The organism is Acinetobacter amyesii (genome assembly GCF_002018365.1).
In the GTDB taxonomy this organism is placed as follows: Bacteria; Pseudomonadota; Gammaproteobacteria; order Pseudomonadales; family Moraxellaceae; genus Acinetobacter; species Acinetobacter amyesii.
Genome location: NZ_MVKX01000002.1, coordinates 101,881 through 115,265, shown reverse-complemented (window position 1 = coordinate 115,265; position 13,385 = coordinate 101,881). Strand labels below are relative to the sequence as shown.

16 protein-coding genes are annotated in these 13,385 nt (G+C 42.1%); 6 read left to right on the top strand and 10 right to left on the bottom strand.

Translation table 11 applies throughout. The annotated features are described in order from the left end of the window. Positions 1-60 precede the first annotated feature (60 nt). Positions 61-1,290, top strand: a complete 1,230-nt coding sequence (locus B1202_RS04195) for an MFS transporter (protein ID WP_078189336.1) — start codon at positions 61-63, stop codon at positions 1,288-1,290. A gap of 79 nt (positions 1,291-1,369) precedes the next feature. Here B1202_RS04195 and B1202_RS04190 read toward each other — a convergent pair whose 3' ends face one another. The 6 genes from B1202_RS04190 to B1202_RS04165 form a co-directional block, all read right to left on the bottom strand. After that, positions 1,370-1,669 (bottom strand): DUF3817 domain-containing protein, encoded by a 300-nt coding sequence (locus B1202_RS04190; protein WP_078189335.1) that lies wholly within the window; start codon positions 1,667-1,669, stop codon positions 1,370-1,372. 286 nt (positions 1,670-1,955) lie between these two features. Further along, the gene (locus B1202_RS04185) at positions 1,956-2,378 is read right to left on the bottom strand and encodes a hypothetical protein (protein WP_078189334.1); all 423 of its coding nucleotides are present in this window, start codon (positions 2,376-2,378) and stop codon (positions 1,956-1,958) included. Between the two features lie 18 nt (positions 2,379-2,396). Next, the gene (gene yccS / locus B1202_RS04180; RefSeq protein WP_416202501.1) at positions 2,397-4,547 is read right to left on the bottom strand and encodes a YccS family putative transporter; all 2,151 of its coding nucleotides are present in this window, start codon (positions 4,545-4,547) and stop codon (positions 2,397-2,399) included. A 124-nt stretch (positions 4,548-4,671) separates the two neighbouring features. Continuing rightward, entirely contained in the window at positions 4,672-5,220 is a 549-nt protein-coding gene (gene sodC / locus B1202_RS04175) for a superoxide dismutase family protein (RefSeq protein WP_078189332.1), read from the bottom strand. A 117-nt stretch (positions 5,221-5,337) separates the two neighbouring features. Next, complete coding sequence (locus tag B1202_RS04170) at positions 5,338-6,459, bottom strand: AI-2E family transporter (RefSeq protein ID WP_171262594.1); 1,122 nt, start codon at positions 6,457-6,459, stop codon at positions 5,338-5,340. A 150-nt stretch (positions 6,460-6,609) separates the two neighbouring features. Beyond that, positions 6,610-7,254 (bottom strand): ParA family protein, encoded by a 645-nt coding sequence (locus tag B1202_RS04165; protein WP_078189330.1) that lies wholly within the window; start codon positions 7,252-7,254, stop codon positions 6,610-6,612. 132 nt (positions 7,255-7,386) lie between these two features. On the opposite strand from B1202_RS04165, the gene B1202_RS04160 reads away from it, so the two are divergent. After that, positions 7,387-7,857 (top strand): Holliday junction resolvase-like protein, encoded by a 471-nt coding sequence (locus tag B1202_RS04160; RefSeq protein ID WP_078189329.1) that lies wholly within the window; start codon positions 7,387-7,389, stop codon positions 7,855-7,857. 55 nt (positions 7,858-7,912) lie between these two features. Continuing rightward, complete coding sequence (locus tag B1202_RS04155) at positions 7,913-8,506, top strand: hypothetical protein (protein ID WP_078189328.1); 594 nt, start codon at positions 7,913-7,915, stop codon at positions 8,504-8,506. Between the two features lie 47 nt (positions 8,507-8,553). Here B1202_RS04155 and B1202_RS04150 read toward each other — a convergent pair whose 3' ends face one another. Next, a complete protein-coding gene (locus B1202_RS04150) occupies positions 8,554-9,180 on the bottom strand; it encodes a class I SAM-dependent methyltransferase (RefSeq protein ID WP_078189327.1) in 627 nt (208 codons plus the stop codon). Positions 9,181-9,484: 304 nt separating this feature from the next. Here B1202_RS04150 and B1202_RS04140 point away from each other — a divergent pair, with 304 nt between their 5' ends. After that, positions 9,485-10,045 carry a hypothetical protein gene (locus tag B1202_RS04140; protein WP_078189325.1) on the top strand — a complete coding sequence of 187 codons (561 nt, stop codon included), beginning with the start codon at positions 9,485-9,487 and terminating at the stop codon, positions 10,043-10,045. A gap of 64 nt (positions 10,046-10,109) precedes the next feature. Continuing rightward, positions 10,110-10,544, top strand: a complete 435-nt coding sequence (locus tag B1202_RS04135) for a protease inhibitor I42 family protein (RefSeq protein WP_228145130.1) — start codon at positions 10,110-10,112, stop codon at positions 10,542-10,544. 88 nt (positions 10,545-10,632) lie between these two features. On the opposite strand, the gene B1202_RS04130 is transcribed toward B1202_RS04135, so the two are convergent. Further along, positions 10,633-10,965 carry a HopJ type III effector protein gene (locus tag B1202_RS04130; protein ID WP_078189323.1) on the bottom strand — a complete coding sequence of 111 codons (333 nt, stop codon included), beginning with the start codon at positions 10,963-10,965 and terminating at the stop codon, positions 10,633-10,635. Positions 10,966-11,133: 168 nt separating this feature from the next. Here B1202_RS04130 and crcB point away from each other — a divergent pair, with 168 nt between their 5' ends. Beyond that, positions 11,134-11,517 carry a fluoride efflux transporter CrcB gene (crcB, locus tag B1202_RS04125; RefSeq protein WP_078189322.1) on the top strand — a complete coding sequence of 128 codons (384 nt, stop codon included), beginning with the start codon at positions 11,134-11,136 and terminating at the stop codon, positions 11,515-11,517. A 120-nt stretch (positions 11,518-11,637) separates the two neighbouring features. Here crcB and B1202_RS04120 read toward each other — a convergent pair whose 3' ends face one another. Together B1202_RS04120 and B1202_RS04115 are read right to left on the bottom strand one after the other, a co-directional pair. Continuing rightward, positions 11,638-11,892 carry a type B 50S ribosomal protein L31 gene (locus B1202_RS04120; protein ID WP_078189321.1) on the bottom strand — a complete coding sequence of 85 codons (255 nt, stop codon included), beginning with the start codon at positions 11,890-11,892 and terminating at the stop codon, positions 11,638-11,640. Positions 11,893-11,996: 104 nt separating this feature from the next. Next, positions 11,997-13,295 carry an ABC1 kinase family protein gene (locus B1202_RS04115; RefSeq protein WP_078189320.1) on the bottom strand — a complete coding sequence of 433 codons (1,299 nt, stop codon included), beginning with the start codon at positions 13,293-13,295 and terminating at the stop codon, positions 11,997-11,999. Positions 13,296-13,385 lie beyond the last annotated feature (90 nt).

The following is a 13,385-nucleotide window of genomic DNA, read 5'->3' as shown; positions in this document are numbered from 1 at the left end:
AGTGTCTCTCCCTATTTGTCATTTCAAGCTCGACAGCACACATTTGATATGTAGATAACAATGCAAAACGTACAAACCACAAAATTAAGTCGTGCCACCTTAATGTTTCCCTTGGCACTGGTTTTATTTGAATTTTCTGTCTATATCGGAAACGACTTAGTCCAACCCGCCATGCTTGCGATTACTCAAGAGTTTGGTGTGAGTAGTGCTTGGGCACCCTCGTCGATGTCATTTTACTTATTGGGAGGTGCTTGTGTCGCTGCAATATTAGGACCTTTGTCAGATCGATTAGGCCGTAAAAAAGTCTTGTTGGGTGGTGTGGCATTCTTTAGCTTATGCTGTCTAGCGATATTGCTCACGCATAATATCGAAAGCTTTTTAACATTGCGTTTTTTACAAGGTTTTGGTTTATCGGTCATTTCTGCTGTGGGCTATGCCGCCGTTCAGGAAACTTTTGAAGAGCGTGATGCCATCAAAGTCATGGCGATCATGGCGAATATTTCACTACTAGCGCCACTGATCGGTCCCGTCCTCGGTGCCTTTATGATTGATCACGTGTCATGGCATTGGGGCTTTATTGGAATCGCATTTCTATCTTTTCTGAGTTGGTTTGGTTTAAAGGCCAAGATGCCGACTCAGCACATCAGTATTCCAAAGCAACCGGTGGGTTATATTATCGATGACTTTAAACAGGTGTTAAAAAACAAACGCTTTTTGGCGTTGACACTGGGTCTACCGATGGTGGCAATGCCACTGATGCTGTGGATTGCGCTATCTCCAGTCATATTGGTAGAGCAGCTAGGACTGAGTAGCATGCAATATGGCATGGCACAGTTTCCTGTTTTGGGCGGTCTGATCCTCGGTAATATTGTCCTGATTAAAATCATCGACAAACTGCCTCTAGGTCAGTCTGTGATGATCGGGCTACCGCTGATGTTACTCGGGACGAGCCTCGTGGTGATTGGGACGATGACTGAAAGTTATTTTCTGACCTTTCTCATTCTTGGTATGAGTTTGGTCAGTTTTGGTGAAGGGATTAGCTTTTCGGTGCTCTATCGATTTGCCTTAATGTCATCTGAAATGTCGAAGGGCACAGTGGCTGCGGCAGTGTCTGTAATCATGATGCTGACGTTCTTTGCCGTGATCGAAATCGTGCGCGTGCTGTATGAAAACTTTGGCCTTTGGGCCTATAGTTTGGCAGGATTTACCCTCATTATCTTGTGGTTCAGCCTACCACGCTTAGTGGTGCGAGATATTATGCGACAACGTAAATTGACGGGTGAATTTTAAATTCGAGTTCATGCCATCATAGAAAAAGCCCAATGCTGCGTAGAACAACATTGGGCTTTTTTATTTGCTGGATACCGTCTTAATTTGATGTTGCCGGTTGTTCTGCATTTTTTAATTTGCGATCGAAAATGAACGGGCCAAAAGGCAAAATCGATGCAATTAAGCCCATTAGAAATACGCTGAGCGACCATTTTTGTTTTTCACAGACCACAAATAGCACCACCAAGAAGGCAATAAACAAGACGCCATGTCCCATACCGACGTATTTGACCAATATTGGATTATCCATCAGGTATTTCATTGGCATAGCAATGAACAACAATAATAAAAAGGAGATGCCTTCGAGTAGGCCCACAAAGCGTAAGGTCTTGATATTCATGCGAAGTCTAAATTCAAAGTGATTTCAGCCTTGAGTGTACCTGAAAGCACAGCAGGAACGAAGCGTTCCTGTTGAAATAATTGATCTGCATATTGAATCTAAGTAAATGTTTTTAAAGTTAATTCTGAGTCGTCTGCTCGGATTAATTTTCTAGATCCGCTAAGGCATCCTCAATCGAACCCTGATCAAATTCATAGTTACAGCCGAATAAAATCATCGGGCTTTTTCCGGTCATTTCAGACAGGCTTAGTTTGTGATTGATCGCATGTAGATCATCGGTTTCGGCTTACGTACGTAGGATTTTTTCACCACGGAAAAACGGCATATTGGCAAACATCGGATGCTGCTCAATACCATATTTTTGGGCAAGTTTTTTCACATCGGCTTGGCGATAGATTGCGAATACGGCATTGGAAGACAAGCCAATTTCTTGGGTCGGCATGCCAAAAAACTCTACAGCCTGCTTATTTTTATAGATATAAATAAACGGCTGATGTGGGTCATCATGGCGTTTCCAACCCAATTGCCCCAGAGCCTTTTCATAGTCGAGTAAAGTGTCATGATAAGTGTCGTAATCGGCCTGACATTCCAAAATACGCTTCAAATTTTGTGCTGTCGGTGCTGCAAATACAGAAGACGCAGCTAAAAAAGAGGTCGCCACAATCGTGGGTAATATGAGGCGTCTAAAACCTAAACTAAGCATTTTCATTATGAGTCTCAAGTGATTCTATTTTATTTCCGCCTGAATCAGCTGTGTTCTGAGCTGAATCAGTTCGGCTAATGTTTCTAATAATAAACTGATCTGCTTGAGCACCAGTTGTAGGTGATTAGAGCGCATTTCTTCAGTGCTGAGTGTTTGAATTTCGAAAAGTTTTTGCTGAATTTTCTCAGGGTTGAGCGGTTTTTGTTGAATTAAGACCTCGTCTAAGGTGCTTTGACACCATTGCAGCAGTTCAAGGACTTGTTGGTCTTGTACCTGTTCACGATGGCTCCCCAGTGCCGAAATATAACTGAGCTGACTATGGCTATAGACCAAATAGCGAAAAGCATGTTGAATCAAAGTTTGGTCGGGTTCAGGCTCGGTACTTAAACTAGAAATCATGCTCGACAGTTCAGTTTGAGCATTATGGGCTGAACGACGGGCACGCCGATAATCAATGCTATTGGTTTTCCCATGGAGATATTGCTCAACCACGGCATCAAAATAATGCAGGGTCGCAGCAGAGCTTTTTTGAATGGTCTTGGAAATATTGCGAAAGTCCCAATCTGGCCAGATCACATTCACCGCGAACCATGCAATAAAACAGCCGAGTAGGGTATCAACGATACGCGGTAAAATAACCGCATAACCTGCGCCTTTTAAATTAAAAATCAGCAAGACCATTAAGGTTGCCATGAGGGTCGCCATGGCATATTTTTTGGCACTCAGATAGAAAAAGCACACGCCAAAAATAATCGTCAGTAGCAATTGGCCTTCGACACTCGGCACAAAATACAAAATAGGAATGCCAAGTAAGACCCCTAATATGGTTCCCAAAGTCCGCATCTTTAAACGACTTTTGGTCGCAAAATAGCGCATCTGACAGACAAATAAACTGGTCAATAATATCCAATAGCCATTTTTGGCAAAGGGCAGTAGTGAAATGGCATAGCCCATGGCAAAGACAAAAGCGATGCGAACGGCATGGCGAAATAAGGCAGACTCGGGACTCAAATGCTGTTTCAGTTTGAGCCATAAATCATGCCAGCCGTGAATATCGTCATCAAGTAAATTGAGGTTATCAATATGCTGCTGATAAGCCTGTTGCTGTGAATGATCTAAATCCTGCACATGCGAAAAGCGTTCTTGTACACTGTCCAAATTACTCAAGATCAGCTGTAGGTTTTTCACTTCTATATTTTGCGGATTATTCGCCATCCACTCCTGTAAAGAGGCATGCAAATGTGCCAGTGCTTGCGCAGTAATCGGATCAGGCTGATAGGGCTGCCGATGCAAAATACAGTACGCCAACTGTTGGCAAGCCTGCGCTTGTAATCGAATATTTTTTTGAAAACGGAAAATTAAATCGGTACGGCTAAAATTTTGATGAATTTGTTCATAGTGTAAATAATTCGCACTGGCCTGTTCGTGAATATCTTGTGCCAAGAAGTATAAATTCAGCCAGTAGATAGTGTTTTTATTTGCTCTTGAGGCTTTTAAACGGGTGAGTAAAGAAGCTTTGGTCGTGTTTAAACTCGGGATGACATCACTGTTTTTGAGTGATAATTCATACAGTAAATGTTCCACATTGTTGACATTATCTGGGTCAAATAAGCGTGCTTTTGCATTCAGTACTTCGGCGATTTGTAAAAAACAACGCGAAAGATTGTCCTGTACAGGTAGGGTAGGTTTAATCAGGTAAAAGAGAATTGAGGTGAAGCCATACCATAAGGCCCCTAGAACAAAGCAGCTGGGTTGAAAATACCAGATGTCATATTCACCCAAGCCAAACATGGTGTAAATCGACAGTAAAATCGTGCCAAAAGAAATCGTGGCATAGCGTTGCCCCAAAGCTCCTAATAAAATAAATCCTGCACTAGACAGTGAAAGATAGAAGATAAACAGCAGCTTATAGGGATAGAGAAAATCTAAAATACTACTGACACTAAAGAAGAGCACGCAGACATAGAGCAAATTACGCAGTCGGATGCTGAGTCGGTCATCAAAGTCGGTGAGCGCGGTAGCAATCACACCTAAGGTGACGGGAACAATAAAACTATGAAAACCGAGAAAATATAATCCGAGCGTGGTGCCACTCAAAACAATACAAATTTGCAGGCAATACATAATGATTGCACTGGATTGAAACTGTTGAAACCAAGAGAGTCGCGTGTTCACAGAGTTCTGTAGTATTCGAATGATTTTGTAAATTAGACTGAGCTTTTTTCTGTGAACTGTCAATTTTTATTCAATAGAAAAGCGGACTTAAAGTCCGCTTGTTCAAATCTATATGCAAGGTTGATTATTGAATCACACCACAGGCAATACGTTCACCGCCACCGCCTAGAGGTTTAGGGTCGTCAGAGTAATTATCACCACCAGCATGGACCATGATGGCTAAGCCTTGTACATCCGCCAATTTCAAACGCGGTGCAATTAAATTCACTTTTGCTGTGCCGTCCGTTTGAACTTGAAGGATCGGTAAGTCACCCATGTGACCGGTTAACGGTGTACCGTGGTGAGGTGCAGCTTTAGGGTTAAAGTGACCACCCGCAGCGAGTGCAGCACCCGCTTTTCCATCTTTTTCAGCTGGGGCACAAGAGCCTTTTTCATGAATATGGAAACCGTGTGGACCCGGAGGAAGCTGGGTTAAATTGGTATGAATAACCAAGCCAGCAGGGCTATCAACCATGTTAATTTGACCGATGCTTTGACCAATACCTTGGGCAGTCACGGCATTGACCGTCACGGTTTTTGCATTCAGACCTGTTGAAGTCGAGGTACTCGCACAGCCTGTAAACATCAGGGCACTGACCGCAGCAAGCGCACCGAATTTAAATAGTGAAGACATGTTTGGCATCCTGTCTGTTTTTTATGGAATTTCAACCATTGAAACAGATGCAGATACAGGATGACAGATAATTTAAGTATTTGATTGTAATATTTGTTTAATGAATTCAAGCCTGAATTAGGGTTGTTCAGGCTTGTCATCCATATTGTCTAAGTCATGTGCCAATGTTGCTTTGGGCATCATGACGGGTTCAATTTGGGTTTCATGCAACCATTCACGCCAAATGGCTAACAATACTGCCAAGATCACTGGACCGATAAATAAGCCGACAAGACCGAAACTGGCGATTCCACCCAAAACACCAAACATGATTAATAAGAATGGAATCTGCGTTGCCCCTGAAATCACTAAAGGACGAATCACGTTATCGGCCGTACTCACGATACAAACACCCCAAGCCATGACGCCAATGGCTTCAATGGTTTGACCTTGTGAAAATAACCACAACGACACAGCGGTATATGAAATCGGTGGGCCAAAAGGAATCAGTGCCAACATGAAGGTAATGATGGTTAATAACATCGGGTTAGGCACATCGGCGACAAAATAGCTGAGACCGGCAAGTAAAGCTTGGGCAATGGCGGTGAGACCGATGCCATACACGACGGCACGTGTAGTATCCGAAATAGTGGCAAGATAATGATGAATACGTGGCCCGATCACCATTTCGAGGGCTTTACTGACCTGACTTAAAATGGTTTGACCATCACGATAGAAGAAAAATAAAGACATCACGGCAAAACACAGCTTAAAGATATTTTTACTGACTTCGCCGACCAGAACTTTACCGTAGTTCAAATGCCCCTGAATCCAAATTTGTACCGATTGAATAATACTGTTTGGATCATTGTTCAGTTCATGCAGGGTACGACTGACTTCTTTACCAATAAACGGCAGTTGGCGAATAAAATCAGGCACATTGACATGACCAGAGAAAACTTGCTTTTGTAATTCAAAATACAAGTTACGGCCTTCATGTTGTAACAAGAAGATTGCAAAAATCACTGGCAGACCTACCACGAGCACCACCAGTAAGATCATCAGCGCCGCACTTAGATTTGCACGATTGCCACAAAAACGATGCACCGATTGATACAGTGGCCAAGTCATATAAGCAATAATCGCTGCCCAAACAACGGGCACAATAAAGTATTTGAGTACGCTAAAGCTCAAAAAAATCAGGATAAAAAATAATCCGAACAATAAGACTTTTTGTAATGTAGGTGCGAACGTTGGCAATGCGTGCTCTGATTTTTTCATCATGTTGTGTTCAATCTTAACCGAAAAAAAAGCTCCCGAAAACGAGAGCTTGTTAACTTATGGTGAATATCTTTCAGGCTAGATCCTTGCAAGATTGGCCTTTATATCAGCAAAATGTGGAATGATGGGTTAAAACCACTCGGCTTCGTCTTCAATAATGGCATTGAGCACAGGTTGCCATTGTTGTTGCATACCGAGGTACAATTTTTGTGTTTTATCAAAAACGGAAAGACCTTGCATGGCAAGTTGACCATAAGCGGTACGTTCAGAAATCCAAGCAACGGGCTGTTGTTCAACTTTATTGAAAAAATCTTGAATTTCTTTGGAATGAGCAGAATTGGGTTTGACACGATTGGCTAGCAATAGGATTTGGACTTTACCTTTACGAATCCGTTTAATTTCTTGCAAATGCTTTAAAAAACGACGGGTCGAGTCGATGTCGAAGAAAGACGGTTGTAGCGGGGTAATGATGGCATGGGCTTCACTCACCAACTGATCTGCATGTTCACCCGATAATGCACCCGGTGCATCGATAATCAGATATTCAATCCCTTTCGGCACATCACCAATCGATTTTTCATGACGCCAATCTAGGCTCTGAATTGGGGCGGCATTCTCTGGACGCTGTTTGAGCCATTGACGTGCAGACTTTTGATTGTCAGCATCTGCCAAGGCCACTTTATAACCTTTTTGCGCAAGTGCAGAGGCTAAACTGATTGCTGTGATGGTTTTGCCACAACCACCTTTTTGATTGGCAATTAATATCGTTTTCATCGACCTAAATAGATTTTATTCTGCTCATCCCTAGCATATCATTGTTTAATGCGGGGAATATGACAAAGAACCAAAGTCTAAGTTTTTTCTATAGGTTTTGCTGTAATATATTAAAAAGATTAGGAATTTTAAATGTCTGTCTGGATGGCCATGCTCATTGGCGCGTGTATTGGGATTGTACTGACCACCTTAATTTTAAGTGGCAGTCGCAATGGAAGGATTAAGGCAGAATACGAGCAATATATTGCAGAACTAGAATTGGAACATCAGCAGGCATTGACCCATGCACAAAAACGCAGTGTAAATACCAGTCGTGCTGTTTTAAAAGGCAAAATGGCCGAACAAATGGCGCCGATCATGCCGGAATTTCAATATTTACCTAGCGATGCAAAGTTTCTCGGTGACCCGATCGATTATGTGGTTTTTGATGGCTATACCGACTTTCGTGATGGCGATGGACTCGCTGAAGACATTGAAGTGGTGCTGATTGATATTAAAAGTGGTGGGGCACGTTTGACCAAAGGGCAACAAGCGATTGCTCAAGCCATTGCCGAAGGGCGAGTGCGTTTTGAAACCATCCGAATTGATTTTGAGCATATTTAAGCTCGCGTGACTCAGCCTCAGAACCGTCGAAAAGTAATAAGGACAGAATATCCACATGGAAAAACTCTTAGCGACTGCAGCCGTTTTTGCGCTCATGCTGTGGATATGGTCTGAATATTTTCGTGCCATTCCACATTTAGAGCAGACAGGTGTGCTGAAAAATTTTCAGGTCACACCGACTCAGGCATTTTCCGGTGAATATGTGCTGTTGGATAAACGCTACTACAGTGCGAGTAGTCGTACATTACATCCGGCAGCACCGACTGTGGTGGGTGGCTTTCAAGACTTGGCCTATGTCAGCAATATTGATCTGCTACTGAGTTCAGGCGCAAATGATATCCAGTCTTTAAAATACCATCTTGAATGGTCTCAGCAGAACCGCTGTTTTAGCGTGCAAGCGAAAGACGTGCCCTCGATACAAATTGAACAGCTCAAGTCTGAATTGCAAAATGTTAGTGTGATTGCTCAATCCGAAGACGTCGCAAATTGTATTCGGCGTTTAAAATCAGGGGATCGTGTGGAGATTTTGGGTGAATGGGTGGATGTGCATTCCATCAAAACTGGGAAGTCGTATAACACCTATAATGTTTTGAATAAAAAGCCCTGTCATATCCTAAAAATTAATGCCATTCGACTAATCAAAGACTAGGTACTTTTAACTAGATTTGATTGTGCTTAAACATGGCCTTGGACGCTTTAACTCAACTTCCGTGCGCGGGCGAGCAACATGCGTTGTCCAATTTTTGGAATGCCTTCAGCATCAAAATACTGCGTTTCAAAACATTCAAACTGGGCATCTTCAAGCAACTTTTGCATATGACGATCCAGATGACAGCCATCCGCGACTTTCTTTTGAATGGGCGTCAGTAGGTGTTGTAACTGCTTAATTTTCCGATTTTCATTGTGTTGTACATGCTCAACCAAATGAAATGTCCCGGTTGGTTTCAGGACGCGGTAGATTTCTTCAAGCGCAGTTTCAATATCGGCAATGCTGCATAAGGTCCATGTACTCACAACATGATCTAGACTTTCATCTGCAAAGGGTAATTTTTCAGCACCGGCTAAAATATGCTGTACCTCAAAGGGCGCTGCATGTACACGTTTAGCAGCTAAATGAAAAATATCAGGATTGGGTTCTAGGGCAAAAACCGTATCGACATTTTGATAAAACGCTAAATTCAAACCTGTACCAAAGCCAATTTCGAGCACCTCACCAGACACGGCTAAAAGGAGTTCGCGTCTTTTATCCATCAGGCTTGGCACCTGCATGACTTGATTTAAAAGATGCGGAAAAATGTGTAGTTGATAAAATTTATAAATCATAGCGGGTATTGTTGTTGGCTTTTTTTAAAGTGTAATTCATGTCTTTTTAATTTTAAATCATGTGGTAGGGCGTGGATATGGACCAATTGACTGAATAACAGCATTTTGTTACCAAGTTCATAAGGTTTATGCAGACTGTGTGCGTAATATAGAGTTACAACTAGTGAAAACGACATTCATCAGGCTCAACCTACGGGATTTTAAGCTCATGTTCAGGTTGGGGCATTATGAATAGATGAAGTCGGCTCAATTGCAGAATGAAAATTGAGTAATGTGAAGTATTACAGGGTAAGAGGATAACGCGATGATCAAGCGAATTGCATTAAGTACTGTGCTTGCAGGCTTTTTATTGAATGTCGGTGTCCAAGCGTCTTCAGATTATAATATTGCCAAAGGCTTAGCACCTGCTGCCAAAGGCCAGTCGATTTCTACCTTGAAAGAATTTAAAGGTGATTTCCGAATTTTAGGTTCAAAAACCTATCAAACAGATGAACAAGCAAAATTTTCTCCGATCGATTATGCGGTCAGTTGGGGCTTATTTGCAGAGCCAGAAATTGCTCGTACGATTTCAGTCAATCAATATGACCGTTTCTTAAATTGGAAAATGGATCGTGTTCCTGTACCGCAAAAGCAAGCCATGATGATGGTGTCGAATATGCACATCATTCCTGCAAATCCGCAAATTGCGAAGCAAATTACTCAAGTGAAACGTGGCGATCTTGTGCGTTTAAAAGGGGATTTGGTTGAGGTGAAAGACAAAGATTTGGTTTGGACTTCATCTTTGACCCCAACAGACACGGGTGATGGGGCTTGTGAAGTTTTTCGTGTGAGTTCCATTCAGTGGATTGAAAAAGTTAAAGGCTAAACTTCGATTGCATCGAGATCGTATTTGAAATCGGTGCACATTAGATTCAAGGTAAAATAATTTGATGATGAAAATGACGATAAAGAAAAAGTTTATTTTGAGTCTAATGATGGCGAGTGGTTTGGCACTTGGTGGATGTACCAGTATGAGTTCAACTGTAGATGGGAAAACCCATGTATTTACTGAACAGCAAAGTTGTCCGACCTTGCTTGAGATGGATCGTGGACAGACTTTGGAAGTACTGTTAAACGAAAATCCAAGTACTGGGTATGTATGGTCTTTGGCTGAGCAACCGAAACTTTTTAAAGTTGAAGAAGTGTTTCAGTCAGCTCAACAACAAGCTGCTGCAGATGCGACACTAGGGCTAGGCGCAGGCGGTCAAAAAACTTATCGTTTTACTGCAACAACTGCAGGTGAGGAATTACTACATTTGAAGCATGCACGAGCTTGGGAAAAAACCGCGATGGCTGAATGGACTTGTAGAGTTCGAGTGTCCTGATGTGAACCGATGATGAACGATAAAAAAGCCAGTATTTGTACTGGCTTTTTTATTGCAGACGAACTGATTTAGAACGTCTGCCTAGGCATTATTTCGCGCTGAGCGCTTGACCATCAAATTGAATACCTTCCCAACCATTTTGCATAAATTGGCGAATGTTTTGGTGGTCAGTTGCGTCTGGTGTTGCCAATACAGCAGCATAATGTTCAGCAAAAAGACTTAATGTTTCAGCTTGATTTAGACCATTCAATTGGGCAAAAGAAAATACTTTGGCACTGCCTTGGTTTTCAGTTGCTGCATTGGCTTGTTTGCCATTGGTAAAAGCGGTTGCTGTATGGTTATAACGCGCTTCAATAAATGCAATCACATCTGAAAATTTCGCAGTCCCTGCTTGAAGTTGATCTAATAATTCCTGAGCCATAATGTCCTCTTTCAATAAAAAATACCGCAAAGTGTTGCAGACTATAGCAAGCTTTGGCCCAAACATTTAACACTATTTGCGTAAATTAAATGCGTGTATATTGAAGGGCGACCTTAGGCAGACTGTTGCCTAAACTGTAGATACCAATGATGTTGAAGTAGGACAACTATGAACTGGCTTTTGGTCGCATGTGGCGGCGCAATTGGGGCAACACTTCGCTATGCAGCAGGACTGTTATTGGCCAAGCCAACCGTGCTCTTTCCGTGGGCTACATGGTGGGTGAATATTTTAGGTTGCTTTTGTGCAGGTGTGTTCTTTGCATTTAGCCAAAAATATCCCGTTCTACAAAATGAAGCACGCTTATTGCTTATGGTTGGAATCTTAGGTGGCTTTACCACATTTTCCAGTTTCGGCTTAGAAACCTTTCAACTGCTTAGACAAGGGCAAAGTGGGCTGGCATTTAGTTATGCCATTTCCAGTGTGGTGATTGGTGTCATCGTATTGGGGCTGGGATATTACTTATTTCAGTCGATTTTAAAAATAGATGTTTAAAACAACGCTTGAAATCCACAAAATTTCAGACATAAAAAAAGAAGTTCAGGCTGGAGGAGGGGAACCCTGAACTTCTTCAATGCTTTAATTTTAAAAGCAAAAACTTAATCGAAACTGAACTTATTGTGAGCGTTTGAAACGTGCAAAGCGTTTATTAAAGTTCGCAATACGTCCTTCATTATTTACTTGACGTTGTTCACCTGTATAAAAAGGATGTGATGCACTTGAGATATCGAGCGTCACATATGGATAAGTTTTGCCTTCAAACTCTTTGGTTTGATTGGTGCTTAAAGTACTGCCAATCACAAAAAAGGCATTGGCATTGGTGTCATGAAAGAGCACTTCACGGTATTCGGGATGGATATTGGCACGCATTCTTCTGTTCCTTAAATTTATTGATTAAAGAAATGTTATAACATAACAATTAAAAATGCAAATATTGCCCGAAATTCATCGGGCAATCAGCGCTTCATGTTTCCTTAAGCGCTAGGTGGGACCAACTCATCAAAAAGATCATTGAGATTGTCATTCACTTTCAAATGAATCAAATTCCAATAATGTCCTGAAACAGTCCGGTTCACCATCAAGGTATCCGGTGACGGTTTAAACACATCCCAGTATTTAAGAGATGGCTTAATTAATTCTACCCCATCATGGTGCGCTGAATTTTCAGCAAAGTCATATTGTGTGGTCAGCGGACGCATCAGTACTTCCAGCCATTGTTCATACAAGTCCGCAGGGAATTTACCGAGTTCATTGAGGGAATGTAGGGCATCGAGTTGCTGTTCCATCAGTGGAATATCGTGCTTGCGTGCAGCATTAATCAATTGCTTAAAGTGCGACACGATTTCAGGAGACAGGGTTTTCACACCACCGTAGTCATATACGATGACTGAACCATCTTCACGAAAGGCGAAGTTACCCGGATGCGGGTCACAGTGGAAACGTTTAAGGAAGAAAATTTCACGGCCAATGGCACGGAATAAGCGCCTTCCCAAGGCATTTCGTGTTTCTTGTGACCATGTGCTGGCAGTTTCTATACTGTCGCCAAGCTCTAGACTTAAAGTCAAAATATGACGTGAAGAATAATCTTTATAGACCTGTGGAATAATAATTTTGTCATCCAGCGCACTATGAAAAGCACGGGCCACATCTAAGTTTTGTGCTTCAATTTCATAGTTCAGTTCATTGTCTAAACTGTCCTGAATTTCACGAAATAGCTTGTCTTGTAACTTCCGATCAATTTTCAATACGCCCATCAGACGAAGTGCAAGGCGAACTTGTTTTAAGTCACTTTCACAGGCTTCTTCGACACCCGGATATTGCACTTTCACCACAACCTGCTGACCATTAGGTAACACGGCTTTATGCACCTGCCCAATGGATGCAGCGGCAAAAGGTTGTTCTTCAAAACTTTTAAAAATTTGCGCGAGGGGTTTGCCGAGTTCTTGTTCTACTTGGGCCTTAATTTCAGCAAAAGGCATGGCTGGCGCTTGGCGTTGTAATTTACTGATCGCTTTTGCGACTTCAGGTGGAAAAATGTCTTTGTACTGCGAGGCAATTTGTCCGACTTTCATCACCGCACCCTTCATTTCACCCAAAGTGTCTGCAATTTGCAGACCGATGTCCTGAAAAAGTTTACTGCGAGATGCATTTTTCTGTTCTTCATCGGCAGTGATATTGCGGATGGAATTGGAAACGGTTTTAGTAGCAATGCTTGCCGTCATACTGGCAAGTTTCATAAAGCGACGACCCGGTGTGCTAGCCGTTTTTGCCATGTGATGTTCCTCAAGATCATCATTTATTATCTATTACCGATCATAGGCGACAAAACACAAACTGCCTACTTTAAATTGTTAAGACTTTAT